The sequence below is a fragment of the Herbaspirillum sp. LeCh32-8 genome (assembly GCF_017814915.1).
In the GTDB taxonomy this organism is placed as follows: domain Bacteria; phylum Pseudomonadota; class Gammaproteobacteria; order Burkholderiales; family Burkholderiaceae_D; genus Herbaspirillum.
This window is the reverse complement of sequence record NZ_JAGIPZ010000008.1, coordinates 124,161-138,584: the sequence shown is the minus strand read 5'-3', so window position 1 is coordinate 138,584 and position 14,424 is coordinate 124,161. Positions and strand designations below refer to the sequence as shown.

At 64.9% G+C, this 14,424-nt stretch carries 10 protein-coding genes; 4 read left to right on the top strand and 6 right to left on the bottom strand.

What is annotated here, in order from left to right:
• Window positions 1–27: 27 nt before the first annotated feature.
• Complete coding sequence (locus tag J8I26_RS15335) at window positions 28–1,077, bottom strand: NADP(H)-dependent aldo-keto reductase (protein WP_209607975.1); 1,050 nt, start codon at window positions 1,075–1,077, stop codon at window positions 28–30.
• A gap of 231 nt (window positions 1,078–1,308) precedes the next feature.
• Between J8I26_RS15335 and J8I26_RS15330 the strand changes: the two genes are divergently transcribed.
• The gene (locus J8I26_RS15330; protein WP_209607974.1) at window positions 1,309–2,568 is read left to right on the top strand and encodes an MFS transporter; all 1,260 of its coding nucleotides are present in this window, start codon (window positions 1,309–1,311) and stop codon (window positions 2,566–2,568) included.
• An 18-nt stretch (window positions 2,569–2,586) separates the two neighbouring features.
• Here the strand turns inward: J8I26_RS15330 and J8I26_RS15325 are convergent, their stop codons facing one another.
• Together J8I26_RS15325 and J8I26_RS15320 are read right to left on the bottom strand one after the other, a co-directional pair.
• The gene (locus J8I26_RS15325; protein ID WP_209607973.1) at window positions 2,587–3,159 is read right to left on the bottom strand and encodes a hypothetical protein; all 573 of its coding nucleotides are present in this window, start codon (window positions 3,157–3,159) and stop codon (window positions 2,587–2,589) included.
• A 57-nt stretch (window positions 3,160–3,216) separates the two neighbouring features.
• Window positions 3,217–6,429 carry an EAL domain-containing protein gene (locus J8I26_RS15320; protein WP_209607972.1) on the bottom strand — a complete coding sequence of 1,071 codons (3,213 nt, stop codon included), beginning with the start codon at window positions 6,427–6,429 and terminating at the stop codon, window positions 3,217–3,219.
• An 867-nt stretch (window positions 6,430–7,296) separates the two neighbouring features.
• On the opposite strand from J8I26_RS15320, the gene fghA reads away from it, so the two are divergent.
• A complete protein-coding gene (gene fghA, locus J8I26_RS15315) occupies window positions 7,297–8,145 on the top strand; it encodes an S-formylglutathione hydrolase (RefSeq protein ID WP_209607971.1) in 849 nt (282 codons plus the stop codon).
• Between the two features lie 85 nt (window positions 8,146–8,230).
• On the opposite strand, the gene J8I26_RS15310 is transcribed toward fghA, so the two are convergent.
• The 3 genes from J8I26_RS15310 to J8I26_RS15300 all read right to left on the bottom strand — a co-directional run bounded on the left by J8I26_RS15310 (window position 8,231) and on the right by J8I26_RS15300 (window position 12,692).
• On the bottom strand, window positions 8,231–9,799 hold the full coding sequence (locus J8I26_RS15310; RefSeq protein WP_209607970.1) for a DHA2 family efflux MFS transporter permease subunit: 1,569 nt from the start codon (window positions 9,797–9,799) through the stop codon (window positions 8,231–8,233).
• Window positions 9,800–9,824: 25 nt separating this feature from the next.
• Window positions 9,825–11,063, bottom strand: a complete 1,239-nt coding sequence (locus tag J8I26_RS15305) for an HlyD family efflux transporter periplasmic adaptor subunit (RefSeq protein WP_209607969.1) — start codon at window positions 11,061–11,063, stop codon at window positions 9,825–9,827.
• A gap of 120 nt (window positions 11,064–11,183) precedes the next feature.
• A complete protein-coding gene (locus J8I26_RS15300) occupies window positions 11,184–12,692 on the bottom strand; it encodes an efflux transporter outer membrane subunit (RefSeq protein WP_209607968.1) in 1,509 nt (502 codons plus the stop codon).
• Window positions 12,693–12,967: 275 nt separating this feature from the next.
• On the opposite strand from J8I26_RS15300, the gene J8I26_RS15295 reads away from it, so the two are divergent.
• A complete protein-coding gene (locus J8I26_RS15295; RefSeq protein ID WP_209607967.1) occupies window positions 12,968–13,597 on the top strand; it encodes a TetR/AcrR family transcriptional regulator in 630 nt (209 codons plus the stop codon).
• A 249-nt stretch (window positions 13,598–13,846) separates the two neighbouring features.
• Window positions 13,847–14,419 (top strand): methylamine utilization protein, encoded by a 573-nt coding sequence (locus J8I26_RS15290; protein WP_245200363.1) that lies wholly within the window; start codon window positions 13,847–13,849, stop codon window positions 14,417–14,419.
• Window positions 14,420–14,424 lie beyond the last annotated feature (5 nt).

Genomic DNA, 14,424 nt, shown 5'->3' with positions numbered 1-14,424 from the left:
ATACGGCCGCCGATGCCGCTCCCTCAATCAGGGTGCAGGATTGGGCTGGCTCTTGTGGATCGCCTCGATGCCGGCGAGCACTTCCTCGGAGAGCTTCACGTTCACGCTGTCGATATTGCTGCGCAGCTGTTCCAGCGTGGTGGCGCCGATGATGTTAGCGGTCACGAAGGGGCGGCTGTTGACCCAGGCCAGCGCCATCTGCGCCGGATCCAGGCCGTGCTGCCTGGCCAGCGCCACATACTGCGCGGTGGCGTGCTCTGCCTGCGGATTGGTGTAGCGCTTGAAGCGTTCGAACAGCGTCAGGCGGCCGCCTTCCGGGCGCGCGCCGTTCAGGTATTTGCCGCTCAACATGCCGAAGGCCAGCGGCGAGTAGGCCAGCAGGCCAACCTGTTCGCGCTGGGCGAACTCGGCCAGGTTGACCTCGAAGGTGCGGTTGAGCAGGCTGTACGGATTCTGGATCGAGACCACGCGTTCCAGTCCGTGCTGCTCGGCCGCGCGCAGGAACTGCGCCACGCCCCATGAGGTTTCGTTGGACAGGCCGATGTAGCGGATCTTGCCGGCCTTCACGAACTCTGAGAGCACCTTCAGCGTTTCATCGATGGGTACGGTGGTTTCGTCGGCCACGTGCTGGTAGCCGAGGTCGCCGAAGCTGTTCACGCTGCGGTCCGGCCAGTGCAGCTGGTACAGGTCCACGTAGTCCTGCTGCAGGCGCTCCAGGCTGCCGTTGAGCGCATCGGTCAGGCCCTTGCGGTCGAGATTGTTGATGCCGCCGCGCACATGGCGCGGGTTGTGCGGCTTGCGTGCCGGGCCGGTGCATTTGGTGGCGACCAGCAGGTTGCCGCGCTTGCCGGACTTCTTCAGCCAGGTGCCGAGGTAGCGCTCGGTCAGGCCCTGGGTCTCGGGGCGCGGCGGCACCGGATACATCTCGGCGGCGTCGATCAGGTTGATGCCGCGTTCGACTGCATAGTCGAGTTGGGAATGCGCGTCGGCCTCGGTGTTTTGCTCGCCCCAGGTCATGGTGCCCAGAGTGATCAGGCTGACCTTGGCGTCGGTGCGGCCGAGTTGGCGATACTGCATGGAATTCTCTCCTTGTTGTTGTCGGCAGCCGGCTGCCGGTGCGGCCCGGAAGACCGCGGCGGGATCGGGTAGTATATCCGCGCCGGCGCTGCATTGCAGGGCGCGGCCGGGGCGGCGCGAGAGCGCGCCTGAACGTTCGGCGCCAACCGGGAACCGGCTGCCGCCGACACGCAGCAACGCCAATAACGATCCATAAAACGCCAATAACGTCTTTCTTACGCCTTACCGCTCATGTCATCCACTTCCTCTTCCGCCCCGGCGCCGTCGCCGGACAGCCGGCCCTTGCGCCATCACACGCCGTTCAAGCTGTTCTGGTGCGCCAGCGTGGCCTCCACCATCGCATTGCAGATGCAGATCGTCGCCGTCGGCTGGCAGGTCTACCAGCTCACGCACAGCGCCTTCGACCTTGGCATCGTCGGCCTGGTGCAGTTCATCCCGTCGCTGTTCCTGGTGTTCGTGGTCGGGCACGTCGCCGACAAGCACGACCGCCGTAACGTCGCCCGCGTCTCGGCGCTGGTGGAGGCGTTGGCGGCCGCGTTGCTGGCGCTGGGCAGCATCGGCGGCTGGCTCAATCGCGAGATCATCTTCGCCATCGTGTTCATCATCGGCGCCGGACGCGCCTTTTCCAAGCCCACCATGTCGGCCATGTTGCCAAGCCTGATGCCGCCGGCGTTGCTGCCGCGCGCCGTTGCCGGATCGGCCTCGGCGACGCAGTTCGCCATCATCATCGGCCCGGCGGTGGGCGGTTTCCTGTACGTGGCCGGCCCGGCCGTGGTGTATGCCAGCAGCTGCGTGCTGTTCGCCGTCTGCAGCCTGCTGCTGACGCTGATCAAGCGACCGCCGCAGGCGGCGGCCGCGCCGGGCAAGCCGACCGGCGCCAGCTTGTCTTCGGTGTTCGCCGGCCTGGCGTTCATCCGCAGCAAGCCGGCCATCTTCGGCGCCATCTCGCTGGACATGTTCGCGGTGCTGCTGGGCGGCGCCACCGCCTTGCTGCCGGTGTATGCGCACGACATTCTTCATACCGATTCGGCCGGCCTCGGCCTGTTGCGCTCGGCGCCGGCTGTGGGCGCGCTGGCGGTGGCGCTGTTCCTAGCGCGCAATCCGCTGGGCGGCCGGGTGGGGCGCACCATGTTCATCGCGGTCGGGGTGTTCGGCCTGGCCACCATCGTGTTCGGCTTGTCGACTTCGTTCGCGATCTCCTTGCTGGCGCTGGTGGTGCTGGGCGCGTCCGACATGATCAGCGTGGTGGTGCGTTCATCCTTCGTTCAATTGGAGACGCCGGACGACATGCGCGGCCGCGTCTCGGCCGTCAATTCGGTCTTCATCGGCACGTCCAACCAGCTGGGGGAGTTCGAGTCGGGGCTGACCGCCGCCTGGTTCGGCGCGGTGCCGGCAGTGCTGATCGGCGGTATCGGCACCATCTGCATCGTGCTGCTGTGGATGCGCCTGTTCCCGGCGCTCTACAAGGTGGACCGGCTGACGTCCAGATAACGCCGCCGGTCAACGGCGTCAGCGTTGCGCGCTGCCGCCCGGCCTGACGTGAATGCCCGGCAGGCTGCCGAATTCGGAAATGACCACCGGGCAATTGACGATGATGCCGGTCTTCTCGATCTTCACGTCTCCGCCTTCTTCGGCGGCGAGGATTTGCTCTTCCGAGGTCAACAGGCGCGGCGTCCTGCCCGCTTGCCAGATCACCCGGTGCACCTGCCACAACGGCGAGTAGTTGGGATCGGCGTTGCCGCTGCCGGTGGGATTGGGCACCGAGGGCAGCACGCCGCCCTGGCGGAAGTTGACGAAGGAATAGATGCGTTCCACCGCGCTTTTGCCGCCCGGCGAGGCCGGCTGCGGCAGGATGGCGTTGGCCAGGCGCGGGACGTAGTTGGCCTGCATCTCGGCCGCGGCTTTCTGGTCCGATACGTCCGTGGTCACGTAGCGCACCGGTTTGCCTTCGTACCAGCCGGAGATCAGCGGCAGCTCCACGGTGTCGGCGTTCGCTTGCGCGTGGACGGCGGGGTTGGCAAGCAGTGTCGCTACGCTCAGCAGCGCAGCGCGAAGCAGGAGATGGGATGGTGAACGCGGCATGATGGCGATCCTTGCGTGATGTCCGCCCAAGTATTCCACGTTTCCCGCCGCAACGCCTTACAGCAGCTTGCTGCCCGCCTGCAGCAAGGGCCGGGCATCTTCTTCCGTCACCTGCGGCGCATGCTGCTGCAGCAGCAACTGCAGGAACTGCGCATAAGGCACCGGCTTGCTGAAGTAATAGCCCTGGTATTCGTCGGAGCCGAACTCGCGCAGCGCCTTGAGCTGCTTTTCGGTTTCCACGCCCTCGGTGACCACCTTCAGGTTCAGCGCGTGGCCCATGGCAATGATGGCCTGCACGATGGCGCTGCCGTTCGGATCGTCCGGGATGTCGTTGATGAAGGACTTGTCGATCTTCAGCGTGTTGACCGGGAAACGTTTCAGGTAAGCCAGCGAGGAGTAACCGGTGCCGAAGTCGTCGATCGAGATGGTGAAGCCCTCGGCGCGGATGCCGTCCATGATGGCGATGGCCTGGTCGCGGTTGTGCATCACCATGCTCTCGGTGATTTCAAATTCCAGGCAGGTCGGCGGCGTGCCGTGGTTCTCGACCACGCGCTTGATGTCTTCCAGCAGGTTCTCGTCGCCGAACTGGCTGCCGGTCAGGTTGATCGACACGCGGCCGAACTCCAGCCCGCGGGCCAACAACTGCCCCATGTCGCGACACGCCACGTCCAGCACGGCCAGGCCGATCTGCTCGATCAGGCGGGTCTCCTCGGCCAGGGTAATGAATTCCCCGGGCGGCAGCAGGCCGCGCACCGGGTGTTGCCAGCGCACCAGTGCCTCGGCGCCGACGATGCGCGCGCTGGCCAGGTTGATCTTGGGCTGGTAATGCACCACGAATTCGCTGCGCTCGATGGCGCGCCGCAGCTCGGACTCCAGCGCGATGCGCTCCACCGTGTTGGTGTTGATCTCGTCGGAGAAGAAGCGGTAGTCGTCCTTGCCGTGATGCTTGGCGCGGTACATCGCGATGTCTGCGTTCTTGATCAGCGCCTGCGCGTTGCCTCCGTCGCCGGGGTAAGTGGCGATGCCGATACTGGCGGAGAGCGTGGCTTCCTGGCCGTCAATGATGAAGGGTTTGCGCGCTTCGGCCAGCAGTTTCTGGGCGATCTCGCCCAATTGCAACGGATCGTCGAAGTCGTCCACCAGCACGATGAATTCGTCGCCGCCCACGCGCGCCAGAATGTCAAGTTCGCGCAGGCTGTTGCGGAAGCGCTGAGCGATTTCCTGCAGCACCGCCTCGCCGGTCTCGTGGCCGAAAGTGTCGTTGATGTTCTTGAAGCGATCCAGGTCGAGCAGGAACACCGCCACCATGCCGTCGCGGTGCTCGGCATGGGTGATCGCGTTGGATACGTGCTGGGTGCACAGAAAACGGTTGGGCAGGCCGGTCAGCTCGTCGTAGTGCGCCAGGTGGCGGATGCGCTCGTCGGCGCGGCGACTTTCAATGGCCACGCTGGCGAGGTCGGCGGCGATGTTGGCCAGCTGCAAATATTCGGTGCTGGGCGCCTGGTTTTCCTTGAGCAGGGCGGAGAACACACCCAGCAGCTGGCCTTCCTTGCCGATGATGGGCCAGGCGCCGCAGGAAGGGTAGACCTCGGCGTCGATCAGGGGGCGCAGGTGCTCCACCATCGGGTCGCGCGCAATGTCGGTGACGATGCACGGCGCGCGGCGCAGCGCGGCCTCGGCGCCCACGCCGTTGCCGTGGCGGATCGCCATGCCCTGCATCTGGCGCAGCAGGCTTTCCGGATGGCGATGGCTCAGGATGGAGGTGAAGTGCGTGGCCTGGTCGTTGACCAGCAGCACGCAGCAGGCGCTGTAGGGCACCTGCGAGTCGGCGAAGGAGACGATTTCGGAGAGGATGGTGTCCAGGTCTTCATCTGCCATCACCATGTGCAGCACGCGATTCTGTTCGCTTTGCAGCAGCTCGGCGCGCTTGCGGGCGCTGATGTCGCGCAGGATGGCGAAGATCGCGTAGCCGCGGTCCAGCTCGGCGCGGTTCAGGGTGACGTCGGTATAGATGATCTTGTTGCGGCGCACCGTCACCCACTCGAACTGCTGCGGTTGCCCGGCCAGCGCCTTGGCGACCAGCTCGTCAATGTCGGGCTGCTCGATGTGCACCGATTTCTGGCGCGAGAACAGGCCGACCTTGCGGCCGATGATGCGCTCTTTGTCCGGCACGCCGAAGAAGCGCACCGCGGCGACGTTGCAGTCGAGATAACGAAGGTCGGCCGAGATCAGCACGATGGGGTCTGTGCCTTCCTCGTAGAGCTTGCGATAACGGTATTCGCTGACGGTCAGCGCGTTGTCCAGGCGACGCTGGTAGCGGTAATAGACCAGGAAAGAGATCAGCGCAATCAGGATGAACCCGAGGATGCCGGTGGTCAGCAGAATGCGGTTCTCGGTGCGGCTGCGCCACGGCGCCAGCACATCGCTCATGCGGCGCGCGTAGACCACCACCATCGGCCAGTCCTGCAGGCGCTTGTAGGTGAACAGCAGCTGTTCGCCGGTGAGATAGGAGTTTTCCTCGAAACCGCCTTCCTCCGCGCCGCTGCGGATGCGCGCCATGCTCTTGGCGTCGGCCATGCTGGTATTGAGCCAGCGTTCCTCGAAGGGCGAGCGGATCATCATCGAGCCGTCTTCGCTGCGCAGCGAGACGATCGCCTCATAGTTGGTGATGCGCTTGTAGAAGTCGAAGAAGTGCGCGGCGCGCAGCTCGGCCACCAGCATGCCGGCCGGATGGGCGGTGCGGTCATACAGGTTCATGGCCACCGGCAGCACCAGCTCCTGGTTGCTGCGGCTGCGCATGAGGCGGCCGACGAACAGGCGCGGGCGCGCCGGGTTGCGGTCGATGTATTTCAGGTTCTGGTCTTCCGGCACGGTTTCCTGGTCCATCGGACGCAGCGAGCTGGCGCGCGTCACGCCGTTGCGGTCGACGTAGCGTATGGCGAGGATGGCTTGCTGGCGCTGCTTCTGGCTGCTCAGCAGCTGATAGAGCGCCTGGTCGTCCTGGGTCAGGTCACGGTCGGAATTGCGGATCGCGTCGGAGCTGGCCAGCAGGATGTTGTCGAGGCTGCGGAAAGCGCGCTCGGCGTGCTCCTGCACGCTGCGCACGGCCACCATGGAGCTGGTCTTTTCGGCGTCGATGGTGAGCAGGCGATCCTGGCGGACTTCCCACCAGGTCTGGATGACGATGAACGAGCCGACGAACGCGACGAACAGCAACAGGGTCTTGAGGGTGTAGCCCGCACGTCCGGCCGTTTTATTCTGTTTTCCCATGTAGACGAATATCGCAAAAACCTGTCAAGACCATGTCGCCATGCAGCTCCCCGCCGCAGCCCCTGTACTTCCGGCACACGCCGGATGCTCATTTCGACAGCGCGCACTCGCGATTTGTCGCCGGCTTGCGGTACGGCAACGTACTTACGTTCAAGTTACGTCGCCACCGTCAATTTGAGGCAAGCAAATTGGCAGTATGCCACTATCCGTCCAGCCAGATGGTTTTTGTTGGTCTTTATCTAACGGACAGCATGCGTCTGTCTGTTTTCTGTCCACGCCCGGCTTGCATCGAGGAGGATGGCCGTTGGCACGCCCGATGTTTGCGCTGACAAGGCTGCTGCAGCAACCCCTGTTGACACCGCCGATGCAGCCGGACACGATATCGATCCACCGGCTGCGCGCCCGAAGCGGACGCTGCGTCACAGGGTAACGGCCCGGTTGCGAAAACCTTGAGTGTGATACGCCTCCCATGCAGCAAAAAACGTAACTTTGAGTGCTTCCTGGATACGTGCTGCCGGATACTTTTATTTGGTTGAACATTACCGCAAGCGGCGGGCTTTGTCATTATCGTCCGACGGGAAATGCCGTGCTTGCGCGCAGGTCGCCAAGGATTTCATGACGCGCGGAAAGATTTTCAGGCGCGGCTTGCGCGGCCCGGTCGGCGGGCTTGTGTTTGCAATGCGATAATACCGGCCTGTTTCAGGTCGGCATCAGCGCGTTAGTAATCGGCGTCGATCCACCCACTATTGAGAAAGGACAACGTCCTATGAAGACAAGAGCAAGCTTGGTAGCGCGATCGCTCGCGGGCAAGCGCTTGGGCGTCGGTGGCGTTGGCCTGCAGGCCGGATGTTGAGAAAAGGAGAGAGCATGCTGGAAACCATCAGCGAACACGCCTGCTTTGGCGGCGTCCAAGGCTATTACCGTCATGAGTCGGCCGAGATCGGCCTGCCAATGCGCTTCTCGGTCTTCGTGCCGCCGCAGGCCAAGGCCGGCGCCAAACTGCCGGTGCTGTTCTACCTGGCCGGCCTGACCTGCACCGAAGAAACCTTCATGATCAAGGCCGGCGCGCAGCGTGTGGCGGCCGAGCTGGGCATCATCCTGGTGGCGCCCGACACCAGCCCGCGCGGCGCCAACATCGAAGGCGAGAGCGACAGCTGGGACTTTGGCGTGGGCGCCGGCTTTTACGTTGACGCCATCCAGCCGCCGTGGGAGAAGAACTACCGCATGTACTCCTACGTGGTGCATTGCCTGCGCGAAGCGGTGCTGCGCGAATTCCCGGCAGACCCGCAACGCATCGGCATCTTCGGCCACTCGATGGGTGGCCACGGCGCGCTGACACTGGCGCTGCGCAATCGCGACATCTATCGCTCGGTTTCGGCGTTCGCGCCGATCGCCGCGCCGACCAAGTGCCCGTGGGGGCACAAGGCCTTCGGCAACTACCTGGGCGCGGATCGCGAGGCGTGGAAGCAGTATGACGCCAGCGAACTGATGCGCGGCCTGCGTTCGCCGTATCCGCAGGGCATCCTGATCGACCAGGGCCTGTCCGACAAATTCCTCGCCGAGCAACTGTTGCCGGAGGAGTTCGAGGCTGCCTGCAAGGCCGCCTCGCAGCCGCTGACCTTGCGCCGGCATGAGGGCTACGACCACGGCTACTACTTCATCTCCACCTTCATGGAAGATCACATCCGCTTCCACCACAAGGTGCTGGCGGGCTGAGTGTCGCCGGTCGCCGGGCAAGAAAAAAGCGCCGATCCGCAAGGACCGGCGCTTTTTCATTGGCGCGGTGAAACTGTTTGGATGCTCAGTGCGCGGCCGAGGCCTCCGCTGCGCCGGCGCCGCCCTTGGAGGGCTTGATGATCCAGATCAGCGGGATGATCACCAGGAAGATTACCGCCGACACATAGAAGATGTCGTTGATGCCCAGCATCGCCGCCTGAAAGGTGATGGTGCGCTCCACCATGCCGGCGGTCTGCTCCTGGTTCAGGCCCAGCACGCTGCTGATGTTGCTGAAGGTCTGTTGCAGCCAGGGGCTGTAAGGCGTGGCGTGCTCGGTCAGCTGCGCGTGGTGCATGATGGTGCGGTTGTTCCACGCGGTGGTCGAGATCGAGGTGCCCACCGCGCCGCAGAACACGCGCACGAAGGACGACAGGCCGGCGGCGGCCGGGATGCGCTCCGGCGGCAGGCCCGACAGCAGCAGCACCGTGAGCGGCACGAAGAACATCGCCGTCGGGATGCCCTGCAGTAGCGTGGGCAGGATCACCGTCACCTGGTCCACGTCCAGGTTGTAATGCGAGCGCAGCCAGAACACGAAGGCGAAGCCGATGAAGGAGGCGGTGGCCACCTTGCGGGCGTCCACCATCGGCAGGAAACGCCCGATCAGCGGCATCAGGATCACCGCAAAGATACCGATCGGCGCGGTCGACAGCCCGGAGTCGATGGAGCGGTAGCCGAGGTATTGCTGCAGCCACTGCGGCAGGATCACCAGGTTGCCGAAGAACACGCCGTAACCGATCGAGATCGCGATGGTGCCGCCGGCGAAATTGCGCCGGCCGAACAGGCGCAGGTCCACCACCGGATGGTCGTTGTTGAGCTCCCACACCACGAAGTAGGCGAAGGCGATCGCAGCGATGATGCCCAGCGTGACGATGGTGGGCGAGGAGAACCAATCCAGGTCCTTGCCCTTATCGAGCATGATCTGGAAGGCCGCCACCCAGGTCACCAGCAGCGCCAGCCCGATCTTGTCGATCGGCAGCTTGTGCGTGGGCGTCTCGCGCGAGCGGTAGATCGCCAGCGTGACGCCGGCCGCGATCAGGCCCACCGGGATGTTGATGTAGAAGATCCACGGCCAGGTGTAGCTGTCGGTGATCCAGCCGCCCAAGGCCGGGCCGGCCACCGGAGCCACCACCGCCGTCATGCCCCATAGCGCGAGCGCGAACGAGGATTTCGACTTCGGATAAGCGCCCAGCAGCAGCGACTGCGACAGTGGCACCATCGGTCCTGCCACCAGGCCTTGCAGCACGCGCGCGGCCAGCAGGATGGGCAGGGTGGGCGCCAGCCCGCACAGCCAGGACGCCAGCACGAACAGCAGCACCGAGGTGACGAACAGGCGCACCGCGCCCAGTCGCTGGGTGAGCCAGCCGGTCAGCGGGATGGAGATCGCATTGGCCGCCGCGAAGGAGGTGATCACCCACGTGCCTTCGTCGACGGAGACGCCGAGGTTGCCCGAGATCGTGGGGATGGCCACGTTCGCGATCGACGAGTCGAGCACGTTCATGAACACCGCCAGCGACACCGACAGCGTGCCCAGCACCAGGCTGGCGCCGGTCAGGGGCGGTGGCGGCGCGTAGGGAGTAGTAGGGCTATTGGCCATGACAGTATCCGTTTGGCACGGCCGATCAGGTATGCGGCACAGCCACCGGCGCGGCTGCTTTCTTCTTCGGCGGCAGGCCGCTGGCGTTGTCGCTGATGATGCGCTCGACGATGGCGTCAGCCTGCTTGCCCAGGTCTTCGTAGACCTTGGTCTGGTAGTCGGTCTGCACGGCTTCAAGCTGCTTGCCGTCGCCGTGGATGTCGACGGTGGCGGTGGTGGACAGGCCGATGCGCAGCGGATGCGCACGCACCTGCTCAGGATCCAGCGCGATGCGCACCGGCACGCGCTGCACCACCTTGATCCAGTTGCCGGTGGCGTTCTGCGCCGGCAGCAGCGAGAAGGCGCCGCCGGTACCGGCCGAGAAGCCGATGATGGTGCCCTTGTACTTCACGTCAGAGCCGTAGACGTCCGCCACCACTTCGACCGGCTGGCCGATGCGGATGTGCTTCAGCTGGCCTTCCTTGAAGTTGGCGTCGATCCAGATCTGTTCCAGCGGCACGATGGCCATCAGCGGGCTGCCGGCGGCGATGCGCTGACCGACCTGCACCGAGCGCTTGGAGACGAAGCCCGAGACCGGCGCCACGATATTGACGCGGGCGTAGTTCAGGTAGGCGTTGCGCACGGCGGTGGCGGCCTGCAGCACGTTGGGGTGCTCGGTGACGCTGGTGTGGTCGGTCAGCGCGCGGTTGGCGGCGGCGGCGGCGCGGGTCTGGTCGAGTGCGGCGGTGGCGCTCTTCAAGGCGTCGCGCGCGTGCGAGACATCCTCCTGCGAGACTGCGCCCGAGGCCAGGCCGGCCTGACGGCGCTGCATGTCGTCCTTGGCGCGCGCCAGGTTGGATTCGGCCGCGGCGACGTTGGCGGCCAGCGTGTCGTTGTTCAGGAACAGCTGGCGGGTCTGGCGCACGGCCTGGGCCAGCGCGGCCTCGGCTTGCGACAGCGCCAGCCTGGTGTCGGCAGCGTCCAGCGTCACCAGCTGCTGGCCGGCCTTGACGATCTGGGTGTCGTCGGCCTTGATCGAGGTCACGGTGCCGCCGACCTGGGCCGAGATCTGCACGATATTGCCGCCGACGTAAGCGTCGTCGGTTTCCTCGAAGAAGCGGGCGTGCAGGAACCAGTACAGGAAGCAGACGACGGCGATGATCAGCAGCACCAGGGTCAGCAGGAACAACTGGCGCTTGCGTTTGCCGTTTCCATTGCCGTTGGCGGGTTTGCCGTTGGCATTCTGCGCGGGAGCGCCGGCGTTGGGGGTAGTGCTTTCACTCATGGATTACTCCGTTTATTTTTCGTAAGCGATTGTCGGGCGCCGCCGCTGTCACGCGGCCCGCCGCGCCTGTCGCCGGCCGGATTGGATGAGAGTCCGGCGGCAGGCGGTGTTTTCATGGGGTCAGGGTTGCCGGGGCGTGGACTGTCCGGATTGGCCGTTCAGCGCCAGGCCCGCCTGCTGGGCGTCGAAGCCGCCGCCCAGCGCCTTGTACAGCGCCACCTGCTGGTCGCGGCGCGCCGCTTCCAGGTTGACCATGGCCTGGCGCTGGGCCAGCACGCCGGTCTCGGCCGAGAGCAGCGTCAGCTGCGACACCAGGCCGATGCGATAGCGCTCGCGGGCCAGGTCGTAGGCGCGCTCGGCCGCTTCCAGCGCCTCGCGGCGAATCGGCAGCTGGCGCTCGGTGGAGTTGATCGAGGCGATCTGGCGCGCGACATCGGCATAGGCGTCGTTGAGCGTCTTGTTGTAGGTCGCCACGGCCAGGTCGTAGTTCGCGTACTCGCCCTTCAGGCCGGCGCGCAGGGCGCCGCCCTCGAAGATCGGCAGCGAGATCGCCGGGCCGTAGGCGATGCTCTTGCTGGCGGCGGTGAATGGGTTGTTGTTGATCAGCGTATCGAAGCCGATCATCGCGCTCAGGTTGATGTCCGGATAGAAGCGCGCCTTGGCGACGTCGATGCCGTGGCTGGCGGCTTCCACCTGCCAGCGTGCGGCGACGATGTCGGGGCGGCGGCCCAGCAGGTTCAGCGGCAGGTCGGCCGGCAGCGCCGGCGTGGTCAGGCGTGTCATCTGCGGCGCAACCAGTTGCAGGCCGCGGTCGGGACCCTTGCCGGTCAGTGCGCCGAGCTGCTGGCGGGTCAGCAGGATCTGGCCTTCGCTTTGTTCAAGCTGGGCGCGTGCGTCGGCGCTGCTGCTGCGCGACTGGTTGCGTTCGATCTGGGTATCCAGGCCGGTGCGCACGCGGTCGGCGGTGATCTTCTGCAGCGACTCGCGCTGATCGACGGTGCGCTGGAGGATGTCATGCAGCGCATACTGTGCGGCCAGCTGGCTGTAGGCCGAGACGATCGAGGTGGTCAACGCCAGGCGGGCTTCCTGCTCGCTGGCTTCGGCCGCCTTCTCGCTGGAAATGGCCTGTGCGAGGGCGGCGTGGTTCTTGTTCCACAGATCGAGTTCGTAGCCAATGTTGATGCCGGCCTTCTTCTCGTTGTACCAGTTGCCGCCGTACGGTTCCGGATAGATCGTGGTGGCCGAGAACTGGTTGCGGGTGAATGAGGCTTCCGCGCTGACGTTGGGCAGCAGCGGCGCGCCGCGCGCCTCGGCCATCGCGCCGGCGGCGGCGATGCGCGCCTGGGCCTGCTGCAGGTTGGGGCTGGAGGCCAGCGCTTCGTCGATCAACGCGGAAAGCTGGGCGTCACCGAACTGGCGAACCCAGTCGCTGCCGGGCCACTGGCCGGCAGTTTGTTGCTGCGGATTGGACAAGCTCTGTTGCGTGGCAAAATCGGAAGCCTGCGCGGGCTTCTTGTCGCTGCCGATGCCGCTGAAGCTGGCGCAGCCGGACAAGCCCAGCAGACCGATCATGGCGACAACAGTAGCGATCGCCCGCGGCCGGAAGGCGGGCGACGTGATGCGTTTCATAGAATTCTCCACGATGAAATTTTGGCGATGCGAGTTTTTTTGCAATCTCTTGTTACGGTTTCATCTCGCTTGGCGGGGCGTGGCAGGATCGGGCGCAGAAGCAGGCGGAGAGGGGATCTCCGGCGGCCTACAAAGATTTACGCGAGTCTGCTGCATAATGCCGCCGTGTGGCTGGCGAGTAAAAACTCATTTTTGTATTATACTCTGAGATACGAACAATAACTCATGTTGCGAATTCGCGTCGGAGACCGGCGAATTCCTTACTGAAGCTGAAAATGAAACTGCAACCCCGTAAAGAACCCCGTCAGGCACGTTCGCGCGCCATGGTCGACACCATCCTCGACGCCATGTCGCGCGTGCTGGTTGAGCGCGGCTACGCCAAGACCAACACCAACCTGGTGGCCGAGTCGGCCGGCATCAGCGTCGGCTCGCTGTACCAGTATTTCCCCAACAAGGACGCGCTGATCTTCGCGCTGCGCGAACGTCACGTCACGCGCATGCTGGCGCTGTTCGAGGATGTCGCGGCGCACATCGACGGCGCCGGTTCGCTGCAAAGCGACTTCGAGGCCCTGATCGACGCCCTGGTCGCGGCCCACCTGGTGGAGCCCGAGCTCAATCGCATCCTGGAAGAGGAATTCCCGGCCTACAACCTGCCGGTCTCCACCGAGATCCGCCAGCGCTTCTTCGATGCCATCCGCGGCGTGCTGGAGAAGCACCGCGGCAGCATCACCACGCCCGACCTGGACGTGGCCACCTTCGTCATCCAGCGCATGTTGAAGGCGCTGATCAACGCGGTCGTGCTGACCGGCCCCGGCGGCTTGTCGGCCGGTAGCGTGCGTCCGGAGATCCTGCCGGCCGTGATCGGCTACCTGACGGCTCAGCGCAAAGACGCGCCGTCGGCCTGAGGCGCCCACCGGCTCTCGTATTCCGGGAAAATCAGAGCTTGTGCGCACGGGGCGCGCACAAGCTCTGCAGTGCTGTGCGGCAACTCAGAAACTTCCTTATTTTCTTTCTTGCATCCTGCCGTATAGTGGACGGAAATCAATAGCAGGCGCATCGCTCAGGCGCCCACTTCCGACACTTTCATTGAATCGATCATGCGGCACACAATAATCAGCCTGACCGGGCGCAAGGGGGCGGCGGTATTGGCCGGCATGCTGGCCATCGGCGCGGCGCACGCGGCGGTCACCGTCGAGGTGCTGGACGCGGCCGGCCAACCGGTGCCCAACGCCGTGGTGTATGCCGAGCCGGTGGGTGCGCCGGTACCGGCCAACGCGCTGCGCCAGACCGAGATCGAGCAGAAGAACAAGACCTTTTTCCCGCTGGTGAGCGTGGTGCAGACGGGTACGCCCATCCTGTTCCCCAACCGTGATTCGGTGCGCCACCAGGTCTACTCCTTTTCCCCGGCCAAGACCTTCGAGCTGAAGCTGTACTCCGGCACGCCCGGCACGCCTATCGTGTTCGACAAGGCAGGCACCGTGGTGCTGGGCTGCAATATCCACGACCAGATGGTGGCCTACGTGCAGGTGGTCAACACGCCGTACTTCGGCGTCACCGACCGTGGCGGCGCGGTCAAGCTCGATGGCATGGGCAATGGCAAGTACACGCTCAAGGTCTGGTATTTCCGCATGGCCCAGAACGAAGCCGCGCTCGAACAGCCGTTGCAGGTGCAGGGCGGAGAGGCCCGGGCCGCCGTCAAGCTCAACGTCAAGGCGGTGCCGTTGTAAGGCAT

What these genes read in the sequence shown, in the direction of transcription:
- J8I26_RS15335 (WP_209607975.1), bottom strand. Translation starts at nt 1,077, where the DNA reads ATGCAGTATCGCCAACTCGGCCGCACCGACGCCAAGGTCAGCCTGATC.
- J8I26_RS15330 (WP_209607974.1), top strand. Translation starts at nt 1,309, where the DNA reads ATGTCATCCACTTCCTCTTCCGCCCCGGCGCCGTCGCCGGACAGCCGG.
- J8I26_RS15325 (WP_209607973.1), bottom strand. Translation starts at nt 3,159, where the DNA reads ATGCCGCGTTCACCATCCCATCTCCTGCTTCGCGCTGCGCTGCTGAGC.
- J8I26_RS15320 (WP_209607972.1), bottom strand. Translation starts at nt 6,429, where the DNA reads ATGGGAAAACAGAATAAAACGGCCGGACGTGCGGGCTACACCCTCAAG.
- fghA (WP_209607971.1), top strand. Translation starts at nt 7,297, where the DNA reads ATGCTGGAAACCATCAGCGAACACGCCTGCTTTGGCGGCGTCCAAGGC.
- J8I26_RS15310 (WP_209607970.1), bottom strand. Translation starts at nt 9,799, where the DNA reads ATGGCCAATAGCCCTACTACTCCCTACGCGCCGCCACCGCCCCTGACC.
- J8I26_RS15305 (WP_209607969.1), bottom strand. Translation starts at nt 11,063, where the DNA reads ATGAGTGAAAGCACTACCCCCAACGCCGGCGCTCCCGCGCAGAATGCC.
- J8I26_RS15300 (WP_209607968.1), bottom strand. Translation starts at nt 12,692, where the DNA reads ATGAAACGCATCACGTCGCCCGCCTTCCGGCCGCGGGCGATCGCTACT.
- J8I26_RS15295 (WP_209607967.1), top strand. Translation starts at nt 12,968, where the DNA reads ATGAAACTGCAACCCCGTAAAGAACCCCGTCAGGCACGTTCGCGCGCC.
- J8I26_RS15290 (WP_245200363.1), top strand. Translation starts at nt 13,847, where the DNA reads ATGCTGGCCATCGGCGCGGCGCACGCGGCGGTCACCGTCGAGGTGCTG.